Raw genomic sequence first — 25636 nt, forward strand, 5'->3', positions numbered from 1 at the left:
GTAAAGGCTTATCGCTCGTTCCTGTCTTTATAAACATAAACCATCCTGCCTTTGATTCTTTTTTGTTTGTAGGTATAATAACAATCCTGGCCTGGCGGACAGGGCATTGTGCCCTCTCTTTCTATCAATACCAGCTTACCCTTTTGCCAGCTATAGGTCTCGGTCCAGTTCTCTACAGCGCTGGAATGAAAGCAGATACCGGTAATGCGATGGCGTTCCTTATCGACCCTGAGGCAGGCAACATCGCTCAGGTCCTCGTTATAGTCCAGTGTTTTCCGGGAAGGATTGTACAGGTACACTGCTTCAAAGCGCTGCACATTGCCGCTGACCGAAGGGAAGGAAAGATCGTCATAGCCATCGAAATTGATGTCCCATATAGAATAAGGTGCGCCATAGCTGGTATCGCCGAGCCGTATGCCGGCATCATAATCGGAAAGCGATTCGTCCAGGAGGCGTTTCCCGTCTGCATTCCGGGTAACGATAAGGTGAGCGCTGTCGTCGATGGCAACGGAGAACAGGCGGCCTTTTCCCCGGAATTGTTCATAACGCTGTTGGGACTGCACTTGCAGGGATAGTATAAGCAGCAACAGCAGGAGCAGGTGTCTCATCATGGATTAGTTTACCGGGCCGGGCGTTACCTTAACAGAAGTGCGGTAGGCAGTGCCTTTAAACAGGCATACCAGCTCTCCTTTTTCGTTAGTTGTTCGGATGTCGTACAGGCCGGTCTTATTGCCCAGGTGCACTTCGCGCGCTTCGACAAATAGCTTATCGCCTGCAAGCGCCGGCCGGGTAAAGGTGATCGACACGTCGAGCGCAACCGTAATGAGGCCGTGGGAATTGCAGGCAAAGGCAAAGGCTGAATCGGAGGCAGAAAACAATACGCCACCGTGAATGCGTTCAAAGCCGTTGAGCATGTCCTCCCTCACCTGGTAGTGCAGGCGGCAATAGCCCTGGCCTACTTCATCTACCTGCAGGCCCAGCCAGGCCGTGAAGCGGTCGCGGGCGATCATGATATCCAGTACTTCCTGTGGTGTCAGCTGTGCTTCCATTTGTTGTGCTAAAGAGATAATGAAGTTTGTGTAAGAAAGGCTTCCAGCCTTGTTCTTGTAATAACCTGGTTGCCCTGGTAGAAGTCTTCATCGTCGAGCCGGGCGAGGGATGCGGTAGACTGGGCCGCCAGCCAGGCAATAAAGTCCTGCTGACCGGGGAATGAAAGCTGAGGCTCCAGGTAGCCGTCCCAGATCTCGCCATAGCGATAACGATCTTCACTGTAGTCCATACCCATGCCACAGTAGTCGCGATGGCCGTAGCCCAGGTAATGCCCCGAACGGAGCTTCACGGCAACAGCGGTTGCCAGCGCTGTACCGAAGGACGCTGTGTCGGCAGCCAGCGCTCGTAATGCTTCTTGTTCGTGGTACATTATTTTAATGTTTTCTGAGGTCAGCGATACGATTGAGCTTTCCGCCTTCGCTGCGGGGAATAGCGCCCGGTTCGCTTAGGCTGGCATTCATCGAGAGCCCGATGTCGTCTTTGATCTTTTTCCTGAGGTGCGCCATAGCTGTACGTAGCCGTTCACATTCGAGCACCTCTGTGTGTTCGCGCGACAGGGCTTCGAACAGGCTCGCTTCGGCTTCTACCTTTACTTCCACTTCATCCATAGTGCCGTTGTGGGTGACCACCAACTGGTAATTGGCGCTCAGTTCGGGAATGTGTTCCAGCACCGCTTCCACCTGTGTATGGAACAGGTTCACGCCCCTGATGATAAGCATATCGTCGGCACGGCCGGCAATAGGCGCCATTTTGATATGGGTCCGTTTAGCACTTTTGTCGTAGTAAATGCTGGTAATGTCGTTGGTCCAGTAGCGCAGCAGGGGCATGGCCTCTTTGCTTAAGGTAGTAAATACCAGCACACCTTGCTCGCCGTAGGGCAGGGGCTCGCCGGTATCCTTGTCTACGACCTCCGGATAGAAGTGGTCTTCCCAGATGTAGCTGCCGCTGCCTTTTTCCTCGTAATCTTCCTGCGATACGCCGGGGCCTATGATCTCGCTCAGCCCGTAAATATTGGTAGCGGTCACGCCCAGGCCTTCTTCTACAGCAGCCCTGATGCTTTCGGTCCAGGGTTCTGCGCCCAGCACGGCGTACTTCAGGTTGATGCGGCTGCGGTCGATCGCTTTTTTCCGGATCTCTTCGGCGAGCGTTAAAGCGTAAGACGGTGTGCAGCAGATCACTTCGCTCTGGAAGTCCTGCATCAGCATCAATTGTTTTTCGGTTCCGCCGCCGGAGATCGGCAATACAGTCATGCCCAGCTTTTCGGCGCCGTAGTGCAGGCCGAGGCCACCGGTAAACAAGCCATAGCCATAGGCATTCTGCAGCAGCATACCGGGCCTGCAGCCGGCTGCAGACAGGGAACGGGCTACGACCTCGGCAAAGAGGTCTACATCATTGAGTGTATAGCCGACCACGATGGGCTTACCCGTGGTGCCGCTGCTGCAGTGCAGGCGGGCTACTTCGCTGCGTGAGCAGGTAAATAAGCCAAAGGGATATTGCTGGCGCAGGGCGTCCTTTTTGGTGAAAGGCAGCTTATATAAGTCTTCTGTCGTCCGGATATCGCCGGGAACCAGTCCCTGCGCAGTCATCAGCTCCCGGTAGAAGGCAACCCTGTTGTACAGGAGGTTGACCTTATCCTGCAACCGTTCGTTCTGCAGCCGGCGGAGCTGGCTGAGGCTCATGGTCTCTGCTTCTCTATTGAAAAAGGACATGTAAAAGCTTTTGTTGCCTAAAGTTAACGGAAAACGCAGGACGATCCTGCCTTCTTTTGTGTAAAGAAGAAGGACATGCCTATTATTTGATTTTTGTTAAGTAAAAAAAATCCTGATGATCAGGAACCTGCTGATAGCAAAAGGGCTGCTCCAAACGGAACAGCCCTTTTGCGGGGTGCCGGTTTCCCGGAGTTATTTCATGATCTCGAATTTACGGATCACTGTGCCTTTATCCGTTTCGATGCGGATGGTGTATACGCCCGGAGCATAGGTCTGGGTATGAAGGATATGCTTATCTCCGCTGTCGGCTGCACTATTCGTAATGGTCTGACCGATGACATTGTAAACCGTGATGTGCTTCATCTTCAGGTTATGCTTGTTTTCCAGCGTTACGATATCCCTGGCAGGGTTGGGGTAGAGCAGAAGATCCCTGCTGTCTTTAACCTGCGGGATACCGGTTCCGCCTGCTGCATCGAATACATCAACGGTACGGCTTTTGCCCAGGCTGTCGCTGCATTCGCCGGAGAGCAATACGGTAACGGTATAGATACCGTTCTGTGCATATTGGTGCTGTACGGTAGCGCCTGTTACCCTGGGAGAACCGTCGCCGAAATCCCAGGTGTAGCCGGATACGTAACGTGCATTCAATACATTGAATATATAAGTAGCATTGTCGCTGTAGACCGCGTTAATGTTGCCGCTGGGCGGATCTTTAACCAGGATGTCGATCGCATCGGTGCCTATGCAGCCGAAGCCATCGGTTACCACAACACTGTAAGTACCGGTATTGCCGGCAATCAGTGTCTGATTGGTGGAGTTGTCATTCCAGCGGTAGCTGGCGCCGGGATTGCCGGCATCCAGGGTCAGGGTATTGCCATGGCAGAATACCGTATCGTTGCCGAGGTTCACTACGGGCAGCGGGTGTACGGTCACGCTTACTGTATCGCGGCCGCGGCAGTTCGCGATATTGCTTACCGTCACGTGATAGGTGCCGGTGGCATTTACTGTGCGGGTCTGGTTGGTTGAGTTATCATCCCAGAGATAGGTCTCGCCCGGGTTACCGGCATCCAGGGTTACGCTGGCGCCGGCGCAGATATCACGGTTGGCGCCGAGATTCACTACCGGTGTCGGCAGGAAGGTCGCTGTAACTGTATCGCGTGCAGTACAGTTGAAGCTGTTGCGCACCCTAACATAATAAGTGCCGGTGCTGGTCACGGTACGGGTCTGTGCTGTAGAAGCGTTATCCCAGAGGAAAGAAGCTCCGGAATTGCCGGCATCCAGCACATAGTTCACACCGAGGCAGAGATTGGTATCGTTGCCCAAGTCAACCACGGGAGTGGGGTTCACCGTTACCTTGATCGTGTCGGATTTGGAGCAGTTGCTGCTATTGGTCACTTTTACAGTGTAGGTCCCGGTGCTGCTAACTGCTTTGGTCTGGTTGGTGCTGTTATCGTTCCACAGGTAGGCAGCGCCGGCATTGCCGGCATCCAGGGTCAGCGTATTGCCTGAGCAAAAAGTGGTGTCGTTGCCCAGGTTCACTACCGGCAGCGGGTTAACGGTAACGTTGATAGCAGCAGAGCTGTCGTAGCAACCGGTCGTTGGGTTAGTAATAACAACCTTATAAGTGCCTGCATTGCCTGTAGTGAAGGTAGCATTGGTCTGGCCGCCGATGTTGCCGGCGGCGTTTTTCCATTGGTAGCTGCCACCGCCGGTAGCGGTAAGGGTAGTGGTGGTACCGGAACAAATGGTTACAGGTCCGGCAGGTGCAACGGTAATGGTGGGCAGGGGGTTAACGGTAGCGGTTACCTGCTGGCGAGGGCTTTCACAGGGAAGCGTATGGCCGAAGGTCGTATTGAACCGCTTGGTGGAAGTTGTTGCGCTGGTTGGCGTATTGTATCCAAAGCAGGTCATGCTGTTGGTGGTAGTTGTGTAATAAGTGGTAGCATTGTCTATATCGTCAATGCCATCATGGGTGATCTCTACAACGATATTGGCCGTGCCATCCCAGGGGAAAGGTGTTGTGAAATTGATCGTATTCTGGCCTACCGCATGGGTATAGGTAGAAGGGCCGTAGACGGTATTCAGCCCGGAGGTAATAAAGGTTGTGGTAGCCGACGACTGTGAGGTCGTACCTATTTTTACAACGAAATTATTGTTGCTGGCCGCATCACCGACATCGGTAATATTAAAGCCGATCGAGGTCAGGTTGCCGGCAGGAATACCTGCAGCAGCAAGCTCTGCGCCGGTGAAAATGATCTGCATCCGGTAGTTCTGTCTGCGGTTGCAGAAGGCTGTCAGCTCTTCGGTTGAGGTCGTGGTCGACGTGCCGTTGCCTATGGTGCTGCTGCCTATGCCGCTACTTGTGCCCGACATCCTGGCCGCAACCCAATAATTGGTTGTCGTAGTCACGTTTGGTGCATAAGTGCTGCCGGTGGCTACCGGGACATTTGACGTGGCTGAGGTGAACCACGCGGTTGTCGCGCCAGGGTTTACATTGGCAGAAAGGTTTACTACACCGGGACCGCAACGCGTTCCGGGCGTGGTACCGGTTACTGCTGGAATATTGACCAAAGCTGTATCAGGCGTTGAATTGAAGCAAACAGCGCCATCGCTGTTCTTAACCACTGCCCTGTAATAGCGGGTGCTGGTTAAAGTAGGTGTAGTATAGGTCGCAGCAGTACCATTGGTATCTACAAATACTATATTATTCATGGATGACTGCCATCGGAAGGTAGCCGCGCCATATCCTGTTGCGGGACTAAGGGCTAATGTGGTCGTTCCGGAATTACAAATGGATGACGGTGTTGCAATAGCAGTAGCAGCAGCCGGCAGTATCGTTACATCAATCGTAGCTTGGGCCACGCATTGGGTTGTAGTGTTATTAGCGGTAGCCGTGTAGGTAGTGACACCTGTTGCGGCTGATTTGTGGTATACGGTTGTTGCGCTCGCGCCGGCTACATAGGCTACTGTAGCATTGACATCGGTATATAAGTTGGTAGCCGGGCTCCAGGTGTAATTATTGAAGCTGCTTTGATTTGATGTTACCGTAAGGGCGGTCGCAACATTGTTGCAAACGGTCTTGTTGGGTGTAATGGCAAATGCCGGCGGCGCGTTTACGGTAGCTGTCACCTTCATCCTGGGACTGCTACAGGCTTTTTGTCCACCGAAGACAATGTTGGGTCTGTTAGCTGAGGCAATCGTATTGGTAGAGGTCGATGCATCGAACCCGGCAGCAGTGGCAGGCGTAACGTTGTCCGCATAACGCGCGAAGACACTGTTGAATGAAGTAGTGGTATAGCGGGTTCTGGTACCGCTGCCATTGCCGGTGTTGCCCTGGTTATGCACCGTTTCCACGATAATGTTGCTGGATCCGTCCCAGTTGAAGGGAGTGGTTAAGGTGAATGTTACGATACCGGTTACGCTTGGCGTAAAGGAAGCATTATACACCGGTACTGTTCCTGTAACAAACCCGGACAGGGCGGTAGCGTTGGTTGTGCCCATTCTTATGGTAAAATCGTTGCAGGTAGCGGTAGTGTTTACTGCAGATACGTCGAAGGCGATGCTGGTAATATTGCCGGCCAGCAGGCCCTGGGCCTGGAGCTCGGAACCCAGGAACAGCATCTGGTGCTTGGTTCCTCCATAGTAGGCGCTCAGCGGATTAGGGTAGTCTGTCGAGCTGGTAGCCGAAGTTCCTGTTCCCATAGTCACAGTACCGGGTACAGGTGATGCTGCACTGACATAAAATGGCGTTGTGGTACTAATGGTAGGTGTTGTAAAGCTGGAGCCAGTACCCAGTACGGTTGTAGATGTCTGATCCGCATACCAGCTTAATGTTGCGCCTGTAGAGCCGGTGGCTTGCAGCACCACTGTTCCTACGCCACATCGTTGGTTATTGGTTACAGAAGCAATGTTGTTATTATAAATCAGTTGCACAGGCGTAGATGCTGTACTGTCTGGGCTGGCAGCGCATTTAACCATGCAACGGTAGTAATTGGCTGCTGCGGGGCCGGTATAGGTGGCGGCAGTCGCTCCGGATACATTGGTATAGGTCACATTATCCTGGGAAGATTGCCACTGGTAGGTAACGCCAGGTCCGGGAGTAGCTGCAGCAAGTGAAAAAGACACATTGGCCCCGGCACAGAGGCCACTGGATATTGAAGCAACGGTCGCGCCGGGAGCAGGCGTGGTGCATAATGTTGTAAACGTAACTGCGGAAGTCCAGCCGCTGCTATCGGATGCACCGCAAAGCGCTCTTACATACACGGAGTAAGTCGTCGCGCTGGTCAGCGTATTCGCTGTAGCTGTTGTGGTAGTGCTACTGCCTGTGGCTGCGAGGCCTGTGGGGCCGCTACCGCCCGCCCCGGAGGTCCTGATTTCCCATTTATATCCTGTGGGTGGACCGATGGTCGGAGCTGTCCAGTTAACTGTGGCTTGTGTCGAATTAATGGATGCAGCAGGTACTGTAACAGCTGTTGGCAGCCCGCAGGTAGCTAAAGTAGTAAAAGTACCTGTAGTGGTATATCCATTCCCGGTTCCTGCTGCATTGGGAATATGGGACCATATTGCGTTATTGGTACCATCTGAACTTTGTACCCTTACCTGGTAGGTGGTAAAAGCGGCCAGGCCGGTAAGCGTTGCTGTAGTGCCGGTTACTGGGTTGCCCGGATGGTTAGTCCATGCGCAAGTACCCAATGCCCGGTATTGGATATTGTATTGGGTAGCGCCTGTAGGTGCTGTCCAACTGATCGTTGCAGCATTGGCCAAAATATTGGTCACTGCTCCAAACGCGCGTACGGGAGCCACAGTGCCGGGTGTCCAGGTATAGGTCAGGCCATTAGGTATGCTTACGCTTGGATTTGTGCTAAACGAGTATAATAATGTGCTGGAATTGGCATTTCCGGTTATCGCATCACCCCAGTTGCAGGTTGTTCCGGAAGGAACATTCCCTATCATAAGGTTATTGACATTGGTGCTGTAAGTGGTCGTGCTTCCTCTGAGACCAGCCTGGGCTGTTATACCGTCTGTAGTCGTACTGGCTAAGGTGCAGGGGCCGTATACAATTTTAATAGAATTGTCTGAGAGGTTCAGCCGGATCTGAAAATTCATGCGCTCGGCCGCTGTAGCGTAATAGTTAGCATGATCTTTATATTGTACTACAAATTCACCGGTCGCCCCCCCCACATTCAGGTAGCTGACTTCGGGGCTGGCACCAGATACCGCTGATCCGCCGGCATCCTGTGCATAGGCGGCAATTGCACCAGTAGTGGATCCTAATGAGCTCAGAGGAGTATAGTTTGAAGCTGAAGGTGCAGCTCCGAAAGTAATATACCCGTTAGCACTCACATAGCAAGTGGTGAATGCGGTCCCGCCAAATGTAAAAGTTCCGCCGAGACTGACTGATCCGCTTACTTCATTGTCATAAGCACCACTGGCTACTACAGTTCCTCCTGTAATGGGCGTATAGGTGCTGGAACTTTTGGCCAGCCTGTAATTGGCAATATTCGTCTGCGCCCGTAGCGAAACGGATGCTGCCATGGCCAGGGCTGCGAGCAGCGCCGGCATTTTTTTTCTCGAGATACTTTTGAAGAAAGTGTCGATTTTTCTCATAGACATAAGTTTAATAATGGCCTTCCTGCGTTGTGCAGTTTTATGGCAGGAAATCGGGCCTTTGGTCACTGCAAAAGAGAATCAGGACAAGCCCCAAGGCCTGCCTGGTTATCCGTATTTGGTTACGTGTGGTTCTTTGGTTAAGGGCTGGCGCCCTTTGTATAAACAAGACCGGTCAGTATGCCGGTCGGCCGAAGTGCTAAATCAAGTCAAATGTAAACTTTTTTTTAACACTTCGCAAACTCTTTTTAAGTGCGTCTTTTATTTTTCAAGAACGGATATTTCAAGGTCCTCTTTCTGTAATGATATTTTGATTATGAAGCGTGTAGATAACCTGAGAACCTTAATGTTATTCGGTCCTTCCTCTTGAGAACCATGGGTTTAGTTTTCCTGCTATTAACGTTTCCCTGTAGTGCAAAAAATCCCCGCAATGTTTATGCGGGGATTTTTTGCAAAATAAAAAGGACTCCTATTGCCGGGTAATCCTGACGACCGTTTGCCGGCTGTTGTCGGAATAACGCAGCAGGTAGCTACCCGTTGCAAAGCGGCTCATGTCGATCGTTGTTTCGGCCGAAGTAACCGTTATCGTCTGCAATACTTTGCCGGTAATATCGATTACTTGCAATTGCGGCTGGCCATCCGGCTGGCCATCCAGCGTTACCTGTAATTGCTGTTGCACGGGATTCGGGAAAACGATCAGGGCCATCTCGCCGGCCGCGCTACGTACCAGCTTCACTACGCCGGACAGTACCGATTTTCCATCGGCATCGACCATGTTCAGCCGGTACATATTCATGCCCTTAAGCGGTTGCTCGTCGGTGAAGGCATAATGACCGCCCTCTTGCTTACCAGCCGGTATACGTGCCAGCTTGGTAAAGCTGCGGCCATCGGCCGAACGTTGCAGCTCGAAGTGGCTGAAGTTAAGCTCTTCCGCTGTTGTCCAGTCCAGGATGTGCTGTACGCCTGCTTTTCTGCCGGTAAAGCTGATGAGCCTGACAGGCAGCGGCTGTAAGCCGGAAAGGATACCGAACTCGGAGAACCCGCTGGTAATACCGGTACGGGATACGGTAAAGTTGCCGTTATTACCGGTGGGCGCTACATAGGTCCCGTCGAGGGTCCAGCTGGCGGAAGCATCGCTTCGCTTGCCGATCGTGATCTGGGTGTAATCCGGGATATCATTTACACCGGCGCCATTGAAGGTAGCGGTATAAGTACCGCCGGTAAGCCCGTCGCCAGCCGTGATGCGCCAATAGCCTTTGTCGGAGATATAGGAGAAGGTGTTGCTACCCTCGGTGAGTGGCAGGCCGGCTGTGCCGCCATTGCCCGCTACCCATTCTGCAGTAAGGCTGCCAGCTGAAGGCGCTGTAGTAAAGTTGATCGTGGCGGTTTTTGCCCCTGTGCTGCTGCCGAGGTGGAAAACGCGGCTGCCGGTCGAAGCAGCCAGCCACCTTTTGAATTTACCCACGATTATGCCGGCAGTATAGGTATAAGTGCCGGGGGTAGCACCGGAAATACCCAATACCAGTGTATTCGACCCGGTATTCAGCTTGCCAGCGGTCATGGTAAGGGTGCCGGAAACGGTACCGGTATTGGCGCCGCTGAGCAGGGAATTGGCATCGGCGAACGTAACGCCGGAGACGCTGGTATTGTTGATCGTAAGTGAATTGAAGTTAGCAGTAGGGCTGCTGGCCAGGTTGCGGAAAACGCCCGCGCCGGAAACCGTCTGCGGATCGGCGCCCGCAGTAAGGCTGACTGTTGTTGACGTAGCAGAAGCAACATTGCCGAAATAAAGAATGCCCGGTATCGTCAACGTGCCGCCGGTATTTACTGTAAGGTTACCATTTACAGCGACCATGCCGGTGGCTGCAGTATTGGTTTGTCGCAGCTCGGCGCCGTTATTGATGATAAGATCACCAGTAGTGCAGAAATTATAGTAGGTACTAGGTAAGCTTACAAAACGCGTGCCGGCATTAGCCGTGTTGCCTTCCAGGATCGCCTTGCCGAACCGGAAGATCCCGCTGCCGCTCCAGGAGTAGAACCGGAACCCATTGGCGCCACCGGCATCTGTGGAAACGCCGTCGCCAAAGCGAAAAATATGATTAGGTGTGGGGCCTACCGCGCCGGTAGTGTTGTAAATGGCTTCAAAAGTATTGGTAGCGTCGGCCATGTGGGGATCGACTATAGTAAAAACACCACCTGTAAGGTTAACATCTGATGCGGTGGCGATAGTCCATTTCACGATCTGCGTTCCCGAAGGCACAGAATTAGCGGCGACACCCGCGGCATTGCCGTCTACATTGATGTTACCATCACTCTGGTTCATCTTCGCACCGGAGGCGATCACCAGGCTGCCATTAATATTCAATGTGCCTCCTGTTACCGTTAGCGTGCCGTTATTGGTAAAGGTTTTATTGCCGCCGTCGATGGGACCCGCAGTCAGGTCTCCGGCACTGATGGTTAAGGTCTTGCCCGAGGTGATCGTCACATTGGCAGCTGTATTGCCGGCAGTGCTCACCGTAACATCATGGTTGATGGCTACATCTGTTGTGCTTCCGGGAATCTGCCCGCAAGTCCAGGTGGAGGGGGCATTCCAGTCGCCATCGGCAATGGTGGCTATTGTCGTTGCCGCCACTACTGATCTGACGCCGGCAGGGTTTGTTTCTGCCGGTATTTGGGCGGTTCCACCCACAACTACAGAAGTACACTGCGCATCCAACGCATTACCAGCAGCTGCTCCGCAGGCAATATCATATACCAGGAAGAAATAATTGCTCGTATTGCCGCTCGTCGCTCCGTTCAAAGTCTGTGTGCCGGTTATGCTGAAAGAGCCGTTGGGATTGGCTACAGCGGTACCGAACAAGGTCGTCGTACTGAAAGTGCCCGAAGTACCCGTATAGTAGACTCTTGCATTAAGGATATCGGCGGGGTTAACACTGCCGGTAGTGGTATAATCGATCTGCGTCAGGTTTATCGCATTGATAAGACCGGTAGTAACGATCTCGGTCCGGAGGATCTGCTGGTTGCTGCTGCCTGGTGTAACACTTGTTGTTACCGGTTGTGTTACCGTCGAAGAAGTATAAACCATTGCAGGTGGTGTGCCCACACAGATATTGAATCCTGATGTGGTCGTTAACGTTGAACTATTGGTATATACCCGCACATAGTAGGTTTGCCCGACGGTTAAGCCAGTCAGGTTTTTCGTGCTCACATTAGCGCAGGTACCTCCGCCCGTCACCTCAGTTGTGCCCAGGTCGCTGTACACAACCATATTCATATCCGTACTGCCGCTGGTATTGGCCAGCGATACCCTGTGTGCTGTAGCCATGGCCTGGAACTTGAACCACACATCGTCATTAGCTCCTGCGATGTTGCAGGAAGGCGCAGGCAGGCTGGCTGTGGCGCTTTCCGTAGTTCCCGGTGTTACCGTACCGCAATTGTAGTCAGCATTGACCGTTAAGGTTATCGCGCCCGCAATATCGTTATTGGCCGGTGGCGGAGGGGGTGTACCGACACAAATATTAAACACGGATATTGTCGTAGCCGTCGACGTGCTGGTATACACGCGCACATAATAGGTTTGCCCGGCGGTTAGCCCGGTCAGGTTTTTCGTGCTCACATTGGCGCAGGTACCGCCGCCCGTCACTTCAGTTACGCCCAGATCGCTATATACCACCATATTCATATTCGTCGAACCGGATACGTTGGCCAGCGATATCCGGTGCGCGGCACCTGTGGCCTGGAACTTGAACCATACATCATCATTGGCTCCGGAGGCATTACAGGACGGCGTGGGCAGGCTGGCCGTAGCATTTTCTGTACTTCCCGCTGTTACCATGCCGCAAGTATAGTCTGCATTAACCGGGAGGGTGATGGCTCCTGCAACGTTGTCGTTGGCCGGTGGTGGCGGTGGTGTGCCAATGCAGATGTTGAAGCCGGAGTAAATAGTCGCAACAGCACTATTCGTAAATACCCTTACATAATAAGTTTGTCCGCTGGTTAAGCCGGTCAGGTTTTTTGTGCTAACGTTAGCACAGGTACCGCCGCCGGTCACTTCTGTTACTCCCATATCGCTGTACACAACCATATTCATATCCGGGCTGCCGCCGGTATTGGCCAGCGATACCCGGTGCGCGGCACCTGTAGCCTGGAACTTGAACCATACATCGTCGTTGGCGCCAGCAGGCGTACAGGATGGCGCAGGCGTGCTGGCTGTGGCGCTCATTGTTGTCCCTGCCGTTACCGAGCCACAGTTGTAATCAGCGTTTACCGGAAGTGTGCTGGCTCCGGCAACATCGTCATTGGCTGGTGGTGGTGGCGGTACAAGACCGCCCAGGATAATGTCGGGGCGGCTGGCATTCAGGGTTGCGGTTGCAATCGTACCCGGTATGCAGCTGGGAAAGGTGCCGTCATCATCATAATCCCAGTAGATATTGTTATTGGCTCCTGTGGCGGTATAACGCCAGCTATTGCTGCTGGTGCCACCGACGCCGTCGCAACTGAGCGTTGAGGCGACGTCCGTTTGTACGATCACCATCAGGTTCTCTCCTGCATTGATAGGAAAGTCAGTGATATCGATCATATTCCAGCCGTTTACCGGTGTGGAAGGCGTGCCGGTATATACCGTGGTTGATCCGCTAACCACATTCGGAAATAATTCCCCGGCCGGAAAGCTGGTCGTTGCACCTACTGCTTTCAGCATAATGGTAGTGGGCCCCGTGTTCTGTCCGGTTGTCACATTGCTGTACCAGCTTAGGGTTGTAATGGTGCCACCGGTAGTCGTCGTAAACATTTCGGCTGCCGTATAAATAGCAGCATTCCGCCCATGCCCATAGTAATAGTTCAATGGTCTGATAGCGGTGCTACTGCCACTGCCTATGGTTACCTGGGCATGACTGCTTAGCGCAAGCGCAACCAGCGCAAGAGCGCTAAGTAATTGTTTGGGGTGCCATTGCCGCCTTGACGGCATTTTTGGTGTAGTTGTCTTCTGCATAAAAATGCTTTTTAGTGATGCCTACTCTGTTTTCAGCTGCTGTGACCCGATCCGCCCGGAGTGGTTACACCGGGTATTTCGCTTGCTTAAGGGTTTTCGGCATATCCCCTTGATCTGCCTTTTTAAGGTATGGGAAATTTAATGTTGTGTTAAGTAAATGTCAAGTTTGTATAAAATTTTAGTAAAAAAAAGCGCTTATACATAATTTTTATTGATAAATGTCTAGATGATTCGTTGCGTGGTTATTATCCTACACATCGATGTAGGTACTGGAAAAAGGTAGGTCAGAAATGCCTGATAACAGAAAAGTGATCAAATGAAAAAGCCTTGAATACTGGATTCAAGGCTTAATATTAAAACAGATATGTGTAGCACCCCTCGGCGCTGTGAGGTTTCGGGCCAGCTTTTTAACGGAGACCTGATGGTCTGAACAAATGATGAACGGTATTAAAAAAGCCCTGAACTCAGGGGTCCAGGGCTTCGGCTCCAAAGGAGATATGTTTAAACTGTATTATTCAACAGATTTAGGCTTGCGCATAATCGCGACTACTTCTACCACGAAGCCGGCGATGATCAGGATAGGCGCCAGCGTAATACGCCGGAAGCTATAGATTTCTTCTTTATTGAAGACATGCGGATCGTTGCTTTTACCGCCCGACATCAGCACAAAGCCAAGCAGGATGAGCGCGAGGCCGGCAAACATGATATAATAATTGGTCTTATCGAAAAGGAACAGCCGGCTGTCTTTTTTGCTTTTGGTCTCTCTTGTGGAAGTAGTCACTGCCATGGTTACAGAAAATTTATGTGGCCAAAAATAGTGTATTAAAATGATAAACGGACCGCTTAATAAAGATCGTCCAGCTTCAGCTTCAGGTATTTTACCACGGAGCGGTGCGTGCTCAGCACCGAGATGAGCACACCCAGCAGCAGGATGGCGATCATGAGCACCGTAAGCGAGGCATAGTCCCTTATAGCATTGAGCTCGGAGAGGACCGAGCCGGCAAAGTACATCAGCAGCGCCAGGCCGGCTACTGCAATAAGGCCGCTCAGCAGGCCGGTCACGATGGCCCGCTTGTCGAAAGGCCGGGCAATGAACCAGCGCGTGGCGCCCACCATCTGCATGGTTTTGATCAGTAACCTGTTGCTGAACATGGCCAGGCGTACCGTATTGTCGATAATGATCACCACGGCAATAAACAGGATCAGCGCGATCACGCCGAGCACAATCCCTACTTTACGCAGGTTGGCATTCATTTTGTCCACTACCGTACGCTCGTACGATACTTCCCTTACAATATTGCTCTGCATCAGGAAGGTTTTGATCTTGTCGATGCTGTCTGTGTTCACATAGTCCGAATGCAGGTTCACCTTGATCGAAGTGTACAGCGGGTTGACATCGAGCAATTGCATGAAGTCTTCACCCATCTCGCGGGTCATCTGCGCCGCCGCCTCTTCTTTGGTCACTACAGTGGCCTTGCTCACAAAAGGCTGCTGCTGCAGCATCGTTTCCAGCGCCTTGGTTTTTTCCTCGCGCGTATTATCGTGCAGGATCACCTGCAGCTCCACCTGCTCTTTAAAGTAGCGGGATAAGGAACGGCCGTTGATAGCCATCCAGCCTATGGTGCCCAGCAGGAACAGGACGAGCGAAATGCCAATAATCGAATATATATAAGAAGGTGCTTTTTTCATCTTGTTTTATTTAGATAGCCGGGGATTGAATCCTTACCCGGGATGCGGCGCGGCCGCTGAGCTTTGCCTTATGCGCAAAGGCTAGCAAAAATAAAAATTTGATTCAAAAGCAGGGCAACTATTTCCATCACTAAGGCAAAATAAGCCGAAAGCATTCAATATACCTTATCGTTTAACCTTAATTAACCTGCTACTTGAACCGCAGCGCTTTCACGATGTTAATGCTCCGCACCATCAGCACCGGCAGCAGCATTACCAGCAGACAGAAGATAAAGGTGCCGGCATCGATCAGCAGCACCTGCCAGGCTTCCAGCTTTACGGGTGCATAATCCATATAATAGGCGCTTTCGTCCATCCCGATAAAATGGGTATAATATTGCAGCAGGCAAAAAGCCACGCCGAGCACTGTGCCGCCGACAATACCCTTTATCGCCACATTGCCCGCATGATACAGGAAGATCTGCTGCATTTTGCCCGAAGGCATGCCCAGGGCTTTAAGCGTGCCGATCATATTGGTACGCTCCATGATAAAGATCAGCAGGGCGGTGGACATATTGATCACCGCTACCACCGCCATAATGACCAGGATAATATAGGCATTGGTATTCATCAGCTCCAGCCAGTTGAAGATGTTGGGATACAGCTCCTTCATCGTGGTGCGGCTCATGGGCGGCTCCAGGTATTTGTGGTAAATGCGGTTGGCGATAGTATCGGAAAGGCGGTAATCGTCGAGGCTTACCTGGTAGCCGTTGATGGCGCTGCTGTCCCAGTTGCTGATGCGGCGCAGCAGCCGGATATCGCAAAGGCAGAAATTATTATCCACTTCCTCCATGCCGGTATGAAAGGTCCCGCTGATCGCCAGCTTGCGGAAGCGGGGTGTGCTTTGCTCCGGGTCGATAAAATAGACCAGCACCGTATCGCCCGTTTTGCGGTTGATCTTATCCAATGTCGTTTGGGATAATACGACCTGGTGCGCATAATCGGGAGCGCTAAAATCGGGAGGCTTGCCGGAAAACCTGATCTCAGCATTGCGGCTCCAGTCGTAGTCCCGGTCAACACCCTTCAGCTTGATCCCTTCCATCACGGGGCCCGCGTTGAGGATGCCGGCTTTCACCGCAAAAGGGTGGGCCGAGCGCACTCCCGGCTCCCGGCGGATGTGCTGCAGCAGCGCCGGATCGCTATTAAAGGGGCTGGGCGACAGGATTGAGCTTGGATTGGGATTAAAGGGCGCGATCTGGATATGCCCCCAGAAAACAAACATTTTATCTTTGATCGTTTCCTTAAAGCCAAAGACCACCGCCACCGCCACGATCATTACCGCCACGCTCAGCGTCGTCGCTACAGTAGCCAGCCGTATAATGAACCGGGAAAAAGAAGCTTTCCGGTTGGCGGCAATGCGGCGGGCAATGAAAAAGGGAAGGTTCAAACAGGATCGGGGTTTGCTCAGTCAGCAGCAAATGTAAGTTATCTTGTCAAAATCTGGCAGGTCCCCATGCCGCCCTGTTCCCGCAATCATTATCTTCGCAGCATGACAGTTACCCTTATCTTCATTATCATTACCGTAGTGATATCGGTAATGGCCTTTACCAATGAAAGGCTGCTGAATAACCTCCTCTTGTGGCCGGCACGCATGCATAGCCCCGAACAATATTACCGTTTTCTCACCTCGGGCTTTGTGCACGTCGACTACATGCACCTCGCCTTTAATATGATCACCTTTTACTTTTTTGGTGAATTATTGGAGCAATATATTGGACCAGAACGGTTTGTGATTGTTTACCTTAGCGGTATTATCGTTGCCGGCATTCCTTCTTATTTTAAAAAGCGGCATGTTCCCGGTTATGCATCCCTGGGCGCTTCGGGCGGGGTGGCCGCGATCCTTTTTGCTACCATTTACCTCAATCCCTGGCAGCAGATCGGGCTTTTCTTTATTATTCAGCTGCCCAGCATCGTTTTTGCCGTTATTTACCTGGCCTATACGGCCTACCTGGCCCGTAAAGGATCGGGAGTAGTTAACCATGACGCGCATCTCTGGGGCTCTTTATACGGTCTGCTGTGCATGCTGGTGATCGATCCTTCTCACGGGCAGTACTTCCTGCAGCAGCTGATGCACCCGCGCTGGGGATAGTCATAAATCAACGCTCATGCCAAGGCCTCCTTCTCCCGGAAGGAGGCTTTTTTGTCGCTGCCAGGTAAGCTCCTGAGCCAGTCAAGATTGTATTTGACCTACGCAATGAGGTAATCCCGCATACCTGGAACCGGGCTGTAAATATATCCGGATAAGCACCATTATTTACCGGTTTTGTTTACCCCATCATCACACTTACGATATAACCGGTTTTAATAAAGTGGCGTTCCTTATATGTATAAAGGAAAAAGTATCCTGGGTACCGGCCGCGAGCCCCGGCTGGAAAAATAAGTCATCGGGTAAGGTGCTATGGTAACTTATTCTTATGGAATATTACCGCATATTTTCAGGCGAATCCTGAAAGCGCCATTGGGGGGAATATGATATATAACGAGTAAATGATATGGTTAGAAATTCATCTTTTTGGTGGGGCTGTTGCCTGCCATGCCCAATTGAATAACGACTAAAAGATATTTAAGGTAGGATACATATTTCTTTGCCCTGTCGAAGTATCCTGGTGGCTATGCTCCGAATGTCGCGGAAACCAAGCCAAAGCTATAGTCGTCATATTGTGTTCATGAGAATATTTTTTAATTCTATCTGTTTACATCAACTTGGAACGACACCCTTCTTTGGCCGCAGGTAAGGTAAGGAATCCGGAGGATAAGGAAAGGGGGAGTGTCTCATTCTTTATAATGGAATTTTTATATTTTAAAATTATAAGTATTGAATTTTAACCTTAATTGAGAAGCTGCCTTAAATCATGTCTTTTTGTCTTGAATTTCTTCCTGGCTCTCAATTGGATTTCTTTTTTCTCTAATCAAAACAATATTTATTAATTATTTAAAAAACATACTTTGATGCAAAAACAGGTCCGACTTTAAAGCGGGAGAGCGGGGTAGGGAACGTGGTCATAATTTTTTGCTGTTGAGCATCCATTTTTATTTCAAATTTATTTTTACATAATATTTTTCATTTTTTGAAAATATGCTGAAAAATTAAAAGCAAATTTTTGCTTTGTTATTTTATTTCGATAAACTGAAGTAAATAATTGATTATCAAACTAATAGTTTATGTTTTTAAATTAAAATCTGCCATTGTGGCGCAAAGGTAAATTTCAGATTGAAATTTACTTTTAAAATTTTCATTTAGAATTTTTTATTGTACTTAAATAAACTAAAATACTCATTACAGGTGTCCTGATTTAAAATTACTAACAAAGCATAATTGTTTTACTTTATGCGTAATGAAAAATACCTCATTTTATGCTAAAATGGATTTATTTTTTATATTTTTACAGCTGATATTTCTCTGCGCTCTTTTCTATTTATAATATTTTTGCATGAAAAAAATATTTACTTTAATTTCCCTTCTTACCCTCTTCCTGGCTGCGCTTCTTTCCACTTTATTTGTTTATAGATGGGTTAATGTCGATTTGTCAGTAATTAAAGGAGTCTGGTGGCTCTTTACCGGAGCCATCTGTGGTTATGCCTTTTACCGGAAGTCATTGACCACCTGGATTCTGGTGGCTATGGTTGTCGGCGTACAGCTCGGGTTTACTTTCAGGGAGTTTGCGCTCGACCTGCAGGTATTAAGTAAGGTGTTTTTAAAATTGATAAAAACCGTAATAGGTCCGATTTTATTCGCTACGCTGGTGGTGGGGATCGCCGGACATTCTAACCTGAAACAGCTGGGAAGGATGGGGTGGAAGTCGCTGTTGTACTTTGAGGTAGTAACAACATTGGCCCTGGCGATTGGCTTGCTGGCGATCAATATTTCGCAAGCGGGGAAGAACATTGATATACCGAAGAGCATTATCCATGAGCTGCCGCAGTCTTCTGAAAAGCAGATGCAGCAGAAGGTGATCGCGATTCTCGATAGTGCCGATGTCACTGTACCTAACGGGTTGATCGACCGGCTTCCCGACACGCCGGGTAAAACCTGGAAAGATCATGTCCTGGATATCTTCCCTGAAAACATTGCCAAAGCGGTGGCCGAAGGGCAGGTGTTACCCATAGTAATTTTCAGCATATTATTTGGCGTTGCCCTTGCCATGATCCCGGAGGAACGGAAAAAGCCTATGCTGGCCTTCACCGAAAGCCTGGCGGAAGTGATGTTCAAATTTACAAATATCATTATGTATTTTGCGCCCTTTGGGGTCGGTGCAGCCATTGCTCATGCCACTGCAGAACTGGGCACCGATATCCTTTTTGCCCTGGCCAAGCTCCTGCTCACGCTGTATTGCGCGCTGATCGTTTTTGTGGTAGTGGTCTTTGGTACAGTGATGCTGATCTGCCGTATTCCTATACGCAATTTCTACCGGGCGGTAAAAGAACCGGTGTCTATCGCCTTTGCCACCACCAGCTCTGAAAGTGCTTTACCCAAAGCCATGGAGAACATGCAAAAAATAGGCGTGCCGGGTAAGATCGTGTCTTTCGTCATGCCTACCGGGTATACCTTTAATCTTGATGGTACTACACTTTATCTTTCGCTAGCATCTGTTTTTGTCGCCCAGGCTGCCGGCATGGAGCTCAGTATCGGCACGCAGGTATTGATCGGCCTTACCTTAATGCTGACGAGCAAGGGCGTAGCCGGTGTGCCCAGGGCTTCGCTGGTGATCCTGATTGGCGCTGCAGCTACCTTTCACCTGCCCCTGTGGCCGATCATGGCTATTTTCGGCATCGATGAGCTGATGGATATGGCCCGCACCTCGGTGAATGTATTGGGCAACTGTCTGGCCAGCTGCGTCGTAGCCCGTTGGGAAGGAGAGCTCGACGATCAGAAATTGCATACAGAATTTGTTGTTGATTGATTTGGTTTTTAAATAGTTGTATGTTGTATTGTAATTGTTTTTGAATATTTGGTGATTAGAAATTTGAAATTGGATTCTGGATTTGAAATTCAATCTCTAACATCTAATATCTAATACCTAATATCTAATATCTAATATCTGACTTTTAGTTAATTGTGACGTATAATAGAAGTAACTTTAAATTAAAATACACCTTATCCTTATTCTTTTGCGGGCTGTTCGGCATTTTGCCGGCGGATGCCGCGCTGAAAATAGCCAGCTGGAACTTACAGCACCTGGGAAGGCACAAGCCCGACAGTACGATCCGGATCATGGCAGACTGCCTGAAGCATTTCGACCTGGTCGCGCTGCAGGAGATTAATACACGTGATGGCGCAGAGGGACTCGCAGCGTTGGTCGCGAGCCTCAACCGTACGGGACAGCAATGGGATTACCGCATTAGTCCGCCAACGACAACCGAAATACCTGGTGAATCGGAGCGTTATGCTTTTATCTGGAAAAAGGCGAAAGTAGTTTGCCTGGGCCGTCCTTTCCTCGCCGCTGCCTTTGCCGCACAGATGAGCCGGGAACCTTTTATCGCCATTTTCCGGGCAGAAGGGCAAGTCTTCAGCCTGGTCAATTTTCATGCGCTACCCAAAAAGAAGCAGCCGGAACGGGAGCTTAAATACCTCAAATTTTTCCGTGATTCGCTGCAATTGCCCCCGCCGGTATTTCTTGGCGATTTCAACTGTCCCCAAAGCCACACGGTCTTCAACCCGCTGAAGAAACAATATTTTCTGCCGGCGCTCCTGGGGCAGGCCACCACGCTGAAGCAGGAGTGCCGTGACGGCGATTGCCTGGCTTCGGAATATGATAATATCTTCTATCCCCGGGCTTTCTTCTGTTTGCTGAAAGCCGGTATTGTCCCTTTTTACAAGACTTTCAACGAGGATATGATCGCAGCGCGAAAAGTCTCCGATCACCTGCCTGTATATGCCGAGCTGGGCTTTTTGATCAGCAGTTCAGCGCCCGTAGAAACCAGGCAAGGGCTTTAGCTTTATTGCTTAAAACGGGAAAATACTGGTTTCCCGGTAAGCGGAGGAAAGGCGCCGATGCCTACTTTTACGCCTTACCTGTTGTGTGCTTCTTTGCAAAAAGGAAGGGTCTCCCCGGACAAACGCCGGTATGCTGTAGTAATTCCTGATGTGGAGGTTGCTGCGGGCCTAACCCATTTAAATCTTTTTAAGCAATGATCAGACAATTGTTTTCCCTCGCGGCGCTGGCCGCCCTCTTTCCCCTGAGCGCCACTGCGCAGATCCGGTATCACGATATTGTACCCGACACGACCCTTGGTCCTGGGACGATGGCCGGTGCGGTGTCTTCCTTCACCTTTTACGGCGCTGTTGGCGGGAACCTGCAGCTGATGTGGAGCGATGTTCCCGGTGTAGGCGCGCTGGCACATCCGGGCATCGAAGTTTTGTGCGGGGCCGGCGGCCTGCCCGAGAAGCTGAATAACGGTGCCGATATCAGCGCAGCGCTGGGCTGCTGGTATGAAAATACACTGAAGCCCCTGAGCCAGGCCGGCGCCGGTAACTGGCTGTCGGATGCGGATAATAAATACCTGGGATTCCGGATTAAAGCGGCCGGCGGGGCCCGCTATGGGTGGGTGCGGATGAGTGTGGCCAATAGCGGAACGGTAACTTGCACTGTAAAGGACTGGGCTTACCAGGAGACATTGAACCAAGCCATAAAGGCTGGTCAAACTTCAAATACGACTGGTATTTCTTTGGTTAGCAATAAAGAAGGGGTTCGTCTTGCGCTGGAAGGGCGCTCTTTACGGGTTTATCATCCCGATGCGGGGCAGCGCTACGGACTGACGCTGCTCAGCCTCCAGGGAACTGTGCTGCTGCGGCAGCAGATCCGGGCTGAGGACCAGGTGGCTTTGCCACAGCTGGCAGCGGGGGTTTACCTGCTGCACCTCGACAGTCCGCAAGGCAGGGCGTATTTTAAGCTGATGCTCCCTTAAGCTGTTTCCGAGCCGGCCGGTCAGGCTGCTGCGCGTCCCGATCGGCCGGTTGTACCATAAACGTCTATCTCCTCGCAGCGCTGCTGCGCCGCAGCGAGATGTGATCTGCATTGATCATCATCTGTTGTCACACCAGGATTGTATATTCATTATTCCTTAGATGATGGGCCGCACAAACTGCCGTTCAGGACGCTGCGCGTCCCGAACGGCCTGGCCCTTTGATTGAGGCAAAATTTGTAGATTAATTTTTCGCACAAAGGTTCAAAGATACCAAGCGGTGTTTTTCTCGCAGCGGTACGGCGGCGTCGCCAGCCATTGGCATCGCTCCTCGGAGGAAGGCCACACACTTGCCCCATAGGGGCAAAATGTTTGTAGACAGCGATGGATAGCTATTCTTTGCTCCGAGGAGCAAAACCCAAAAGTTCAGGTGATGATCATGTACCCCCGCCGTTCAGGCCATTACGGGTCCCGGCCGCCGGAGACCATCATTTCTTCAGCCCCGGGTATTTCATTTTCAGCCCGGTAAGGGTATCTTTCAACAAGCTGGCGACCAGGTAAGATTTGTACCAGTTCTGGTCCGAAGGGATAATATGCCAGGGCACCTCGTTGCAGGTGCTGAAGACCTCCTCGTAATATTTCCGGTACTGATCCCAGTTGTTGGATTCGATAAGGTCGTTCTCATTATACTTCCACATTTTGCGGGGGATCGACAGCCTTTCCTCCAGCCTTTTGTGCTGCTCTTCGTGCGACACGTGCAGGTAGAGCTTCAGGATATGGGTGTTGTCTTCTGTAAGGAGGCGCTCGAAATCATTGATCGCGCGCATGCGTTTCATGGCCGTTTTGTCATCGCACCAGCCATGAACACGGGTTACCAGCACATCCTCGTAATGGGAACGGTTGAACAGCTGGATTATGCCCCTCTCCGGTGTTTGCCGGTGAATGCGCCACAGGAAATCATGCGCAGCTTCTTCGGCAGTAGGTACCTTGAAGGAGGCCACGCGCACACCCTGGGGATTCATGCTGGCGAAGACATCGCGGATAAGGCCGTCCTTACCCGAAGCGTCCATGCCCTGGATCACCAGCAGCAGGGAATGCTTGCTTTCGGCGTAGAGCAGGTTTTGCAGCTCGTCCAGCTCCTGGAGCAATGCCAGGGTCTTTCCTTTGGTCTCTTCCTTGTCCATGCCTTTGGGAGCGCGGGTGCCGATCTTTTCCAGATCAAAGCTGTTTTTTGTTTTCTCTTTTGCCATAGTGTATGATCATTTGAGGAGACCTTGCATGCAAGGTCTGTGCCCGGATATTCTTGATACTTGCAGGAGCCGTTGCCAGCAACGGCTGTACAAAATGATTCTTCCTTTAAGGCTTCTATGAGCCACTGTAATACAACGGCTGTACGAAATTACTCCTTTCCCATCAGCATGGCCTGCTTGCGATAGGCTTTGATAAAGATCGCGCCCAGGTTCTTGTTGGGCGGTACATAATCGCTGAACAGGTCGTTGATGCCTGCGCCCCGGCCGGCAAAGTATTTGGAAAGGTTTTGCCACATGCTGATCCAGTTCACATCTTTCCCCGCCAGCAGCACATCATTCAGGGCGCTGATGATCGGCACGTTCACGGCATAGGCGCCGATCTGCTTCGACGAGATAATGTGGGCATCGGGCGAGCTGTTGAGCACCTTACTCAGGTTGTGGTAGCCGCCGCAGGAGCCCAGGATCACGATCTTAACCGAAGTCTGCAGGTGTTCCAGCGTGGTGGGCAGGTAATAGCTGTGCCCGCGGTGGATCACTACGGAAGGGTGAATGTTGTTGTCGTCGAGGTACTGTTGCAGCTTGGTTTGGGCGAATACGTCGTTCTCTTCCGCTTCTTCCGGCAGGGGTACATTCACAAAGATCCTGACCGGGTTGGCGCCGGTCGAGCTGATGGCCGCCCAGTATTGGTTCTGCTCTATCTTCCATTTGGCATTGCGGAACAGGTTCAGGTAGCCGCGGTAAGCCCCCATACCATCTTTATCGCCGTAAAAGAAGACCTGCTGCACCACATCGCCCTGCTCATCTTTAAGGGAGGCATAAGGGACGTAGGTGATAGGAGGCAGCAGATCACTGACATTAGCGTTCAGCTGCTCCGCATTTTCGGCGCTGTTGAAGATTGTGTACAAAAGGGCATAAACGATGACGCCTTTTTCATTGACCTTTTTCTCGTAATTGGTACGGATCTCTTCCTTCAGGAAGGCGATCAGCTTGGGATCGTTGATGCTGCCGAAGGCATCGGCCACATCCACGGCATCTTCCAGGTCGTCCATCGGTCCCTGTTCCAGGTTGGCCACAAATTCTTTCATCAGCTCGTTCTTGGCATTTTCTTCCATGGAGGCCAGGAAAGGGGAGAGCTTGTTGTAACCGGCCGCCATACGGAGGAAGGTGCGGAAGTGGCTTTTCTGCACTTTGGCCAGGAAAGCGTCGCCGCTGGTTGGCTTCATCTTTTCCATCATACGGTCAAACATCCATGTGAAGCTGCTGGTATAGATCTCATCCTGGCTGCCGATCATCATGAAATAGAGGTCTTCCGCATTAAAGTCCATCAGGGATTTGAAGCGTACAGGGGCCGGGGAATCGTGGAGCTCGTTGACCACCCGCACAAACTGCAGTCCGCGGAAATTGATCTCCTCTTCGATCGCCTTGTTGGCAACAGATTGTCCCTGCATTCTCAGGTTGACCAGGGCCTGGAAATAAGCCTTGGGATCGTTGGCAATACCGTCGACTGCGGCGATGGTGGTCTTGCCTTCATAAATTTCTGCAACAAAAGGCAATACCTTCTGCGGATTTTTGGCCTGGTCGGCAATGGCCACGATCACTTTTACAAAAGGATCCTGGTTGCGCCGGACGGCCGCGCTCAGGCTGCTGGTAGAGCTGGCATAGGTGAGAATGGTGCCGGGCATTACCTGCGCAGCGGCCGCGATCACCGGGTCGGCATAGCTTTCCCTGGCAAACTGGGGCAGCCGCTGGATCATCATCTCCGGCTTGGCTTTGCCTACCGAGGCGAACACAATGCTTTTCAGCTCGGGATGATCGTCGAACAGTTCGCTGTTGTCGAGTGTATAAATATTGTCATTGGCTTTTACATAATCGGCCAGCCGGTCCTGCTCACGGGCCAGCATCAGCTCTTCAAAATTGTCCACCGATTTTTTGATATAGGCTGCATCATCGGGGCCCGAGCCGCGGGCGTTGAGCCGGCGCAGCATGTTGGCCAGCGCACGATGGTACTGGATTTTGGTCTGGTGGGGAATGTTCATATTCTCGATATGGATCATGATCCGGGGCGCCTTTACCAGCAAGGCCTGGACCAATATACCGGAAACGGTAGGATCTTCCAGCTCGATCTTTCCATCAACCTCCCCATCGCGCAGGTCGGCTTTTTTTACCTGTTCCTTCACCTTGTCGGTGAACATAGCCCGGTTAGTGGGAATGGGGTTAAGGAGCGTATCGATCTGCCAGGGGGCAGGGGCGGGATCCGTCTTGTGTTGCTGGGCGGCAGCATCGGCGCCCAGGAGCAGGGCCAGGCCGGATGCGAATAGAATAGGGGTGGTGCGTTTCATATACGTGCGGTAAAGAGAACAAAATATCATCAGGAGCAGGCGCAGGCGCCTTGCGGTTTA

At 51.3% G+C, this 25636-nt stretch carries 15 protein-coding genes; 4 read left to right on the plus strand and 11 right to left on the minus strand.

Annotated elements, in window-relative coordinates; all coding sequences use genetic code 11:
* Nucleotides 1-8: 8 nt before the first annotated feature.
* The 9 genes from DZC79_RS02840 to DZC79_RS02880 form a co-directional block, all read right to left on the minus strand.
* Nucleotides 9-608, minus strand: coding sequence for an XAC2610-related protein (locus DZC79_RS02840; RefSeq protein ID WP_118950045.1), 600 nt, complete (start codon nucleotides 606-608; stop codon nucleotides 9-11).
* A gap of 6 nt (nucleotides 609-614) precedes the next feature.
* Complete coding sequence (gene paaI / locus DZC79_RS02845) at nucleotides 615-1049, minus strand: hydroxyphenylacetyl-CoA thioesterase PaaI (protein ID WP_118950046.1); 435 nt, start codon at nucleotides 1047-1049, stop codon at nucleotides 615-617.
* Nucleotides 1050-1057: 8 nt separating this feature from the next.
* Complete coding sequence (locus tag DZC79_RS02850; RefSeq protein WP_118950047.1) at nucleotides 1058-1420, minus strand: hypothetical protein; 363 nt, start codon at nucleotides 1418-1420, stop codon at nucleotides 1058-1060.
* 4 nt (nucleotides 1421-1424) lie between these two features.
* Nucleotides 1425-2759 carry a phenylacetate--CoA ligase family protein gene (locus DZC79_RS02855; RefSeq protein ID WP_118950048.1) on the minus strand — a complete coding sequence of 445 codons (1335 nt, stop codon included), beginning with the start codon at nucleotides 2757-2759 and terminating at the stop codon, nucleotides 1425-1427.
* A gap of 192 nt (nucleotides 2760-2951) precedes the next feature.
* Entirely contained in the window at nucleotides 2952-8366 is a 5415-nt protein-coding gene (locus tag DZC79_RS02860) for an Ig-like domain-containing protein (protein WP_198666748.1), read from the minus strand.
* Between the two features lie 469 nt (nucleotides 8367-8835).
* Nucleotides 8836-13356: a T9SS type A sorting domain-containing protein gene (locus tag DZC79_RS02865; RefSeq protein ID WP_118950050.1), complete on the minus strand. Its 4521-nt coding sequence runs from the start codon at nucleotides 13354-13356 to the stop codon at nucleotides 8836-8838.
* 511 nt (nucleotides 13357-13867) lie between these two features.
* Nucleotides 13868-14143 (minus strand): DUF3098 domain-containing protein, encoded by a 276-nt coding sequence (locus tag DZC79_RS02870; protein WP_118950051.1) that lies wholly within the window; start codon nucleotides 14141-14143, stop codon nucleotides 13868-13870.
* A gap of 56 nt (nucleotides 14144-14199) precedes the next feature.
* The gene (locus DZC79_RS02875) at nucleotides 14200-15045 is read right to left on the minus strand and encodes a cell division protein FtsX (RefSeq protein WP_118950052.1); all 846 of its coding nucleotides are present in this window, start codon (nucleotides 15043-15045) and stop codon (nucleotides 14200-14202) included.
* 190 nt (nucleotides 15046-15235) lie between these two features.
* Nucleotides 15236-16471, minus strand: coding sequence for an ABC transporter permease (locus tag DZC79_RS02880; protein WP_118950053.1), 1236 nt, complete (start codon nucleotides 16469-16471; stop codon nucleotides 15236-15238).
* A 102-nt stretch (nucleotides 16472-16573) separates the two neighbouring features.
* On the opposite strand from DZC79_RS02880, the gene DZC79_RS02885 reads away from it, so the two are divergent.
* The 4 genes from DZC79_RS02885 to DZC79_RS02900 all read left to right on the plus strand — a co-directional run bounded on the left by DZC79_RS02885 (nucleotide 16574) and on the right by DZC79_RS02900 (nucleotide 21990).
* Nucleotides 16574-17173, plus strand: a complete 600-nt coding sequence (locus DZC79_RS02885; protein ID WP_157976872.1) for a rhomboid family intramembrane serine protease — start codon at nucleotides 16574-16576, stop codon at nucleotides 17171-17173.
* A 1342-nt stretch (nucleotides 17174-18515) separates the two neighbouring features.
* Nucleotides 18516-19985: a dicarboxylate/amino acid:cation symporter gene (locus tag DZC79_RS02890; protein ID WP_118950054.1), complete on the plus strand. Its 1470-nt coding sequence runs from the start codon at nucleotides 18516-18518 to the stop codon at nucleotides 19983-19985.
* 155 nt (nucleotides 19986-20140) lie between these two features.
* The gene (locus DZC79_RS02895) at nucleotides 20141-21019 is read left to right on the plus strand and encodes an endonuclease/exonuclease/phosphatase family protein (RefSeq protein ID WP_157976873.1); all 879 of its coding nucleotides are present in this window, start codon (nucleotides 20141-20143) and stop codon (nucleotides 21017-21019) included.
* A 194-nt stretch (nucleotides 21020-21213) separates the two neighbouring features.
* The gene (locus tag DZC79_RS02900) at nucleotides 21214-21990 is read left to right on the plus strand and encodes a T9SS type A sorting domain-containing protein (RefSeq protein WP_118950056.1); all 777 of its coding nucleotides are present in this window, start codon (nucleotides 21214-21216) and stop codon (nucleotides 21988-21990) included.
* A 485-nt stretch (nucleotides 21991-22475) separates the two neighbouring features.
* Here the strand turns inward: DZC79_RS02900 and DZC79_RS02905 are convergent, their stop codons facing one another.
* Together DZC79_RS02905 and DZC79_RS02910 are read right to left on the minus strand one after the other, a co-directional pair.
* Complete coding sequence (locus tag DZC79_RS02905; RefSeq protein WP_118950057.1) at nucleotides 22476-23237, minus strand: PPK2 family polyphosphate kinase; 762 nt, start codon at nucleotides 23235-23237, stop codon at nucleotides 22476-22478.
* A gap of 149 nt (nucleotides 23238-23386) precedes the next feature.
* Complete coding sequence (locus tag DZC79_RS02910; RefSeq protein ID WP_118950058.1) at nucleotides 23387-25576, minus strand: hypothetical protein; 2190 nt, start codon at nucleotides 25574-25576, stop codon at nucleotides 23387-23389.
* Nucleotides 25577-25636 lie beyond the last annotated feature (60 nt).

The sequence above is a fragment of the Taibaiella helva genome (assembly GCF_003545695.1).
In the GTDB taxonomy this organism is placed as follows: domain Bacteria; phylum Bacteroidota; class Bacteroidia; order Chitinophagales; family Chitinophagaceae; genus Taibaiella; species Taibaiella helva.

Coding starts and splice junctions, on each gene's coding strand:
- DZC79_RS02855 (WP_118950048.1), bottom strand. CDS start 2,759: ATGTCCTTTTTCAATAGAGAAGCAGAGACCATGAGCCTCAGCCAGCTC.
- DZC79_RS02865 (WP_118950050.1), bottom strand. CDS start 13,356: ATGCAGAAGACAACTACACCAAAAATGCCGTCAAGGCGGCAATGGCAC.
- DZC79_RS02870 (WP_118950051.1), bottom strand. CDS start 14,143: ATGGCAGTGACTACTTCCACAAGAGAGACCAAAAGCAAAAAAGACAGC.
- paaI (WP_118950046.1), bottom strand. CDS start 1,049: ATGGAAGCACAGCTGACACCACAGGAAGTACTGGATATCATGATCGCC.
- DZC79_RS02905 (WP_118950057.1), bottom strand. CDS start 23,237: ATGGCAAAAGAGAAAACAAAAAACAGCTTTGATCTGGAAAAGATCGGC.
- DZC79_RS02890 (WP_118950054.1), top strand. CDS start 18,516: ATGAAAAAAATATTTACTTTAATTTCCCTTCTTACCCTCTTCCTGGCT.
- DZC79_RS02860 (WP_198666748.1), bottom strand. CDS start 8,366: ATGAGAAAAATCGACACTTTCTTCAAAAGTATCTCGAGAAAAAAAATG.
- DZC79_RS02885 (WP_157976872.1), top strand. CDS start 16,574: ATGACAGTTACCCTTATCTTCATTATCATTACCGTAGTGATATCGGTA.
- DZC79_RS02875 (WP_118950052.1), bottom strand. CDS start 15,045: ATGAAAAAAGCACCTTCTTATATATATTCGATTATTGGCATTTCGCTC.
- DZC79_RS02840 (WP_118950045.1), bottom strand. CDS start 608: ATGAGACACCTGCTCCTGCTGTTGCTGCTTATACTATCCCTGCAAGTG.
- DZC79_RS02850 (WP_118950047.1), bottom strand. CDS start 1,420: ATGTACCACGAACAAGAAGCATTACGAGCGCTGGCTGCCGACACAGCG.
- DZC79_RS02910 (WP_118950058.1), bottom strand. CDS start 25,576: ATGAAACGCACCACCCCTATTCTATTCGCATCCGGCCTGGCCCTGCTC.
- DZC79_RS02900 (WP_118950056.1), top strand. CDS start 21,214: ATGATCAGACAATTGTTTTCCCTCGCGGCGCTGGCCGCCCTCTTTCCC.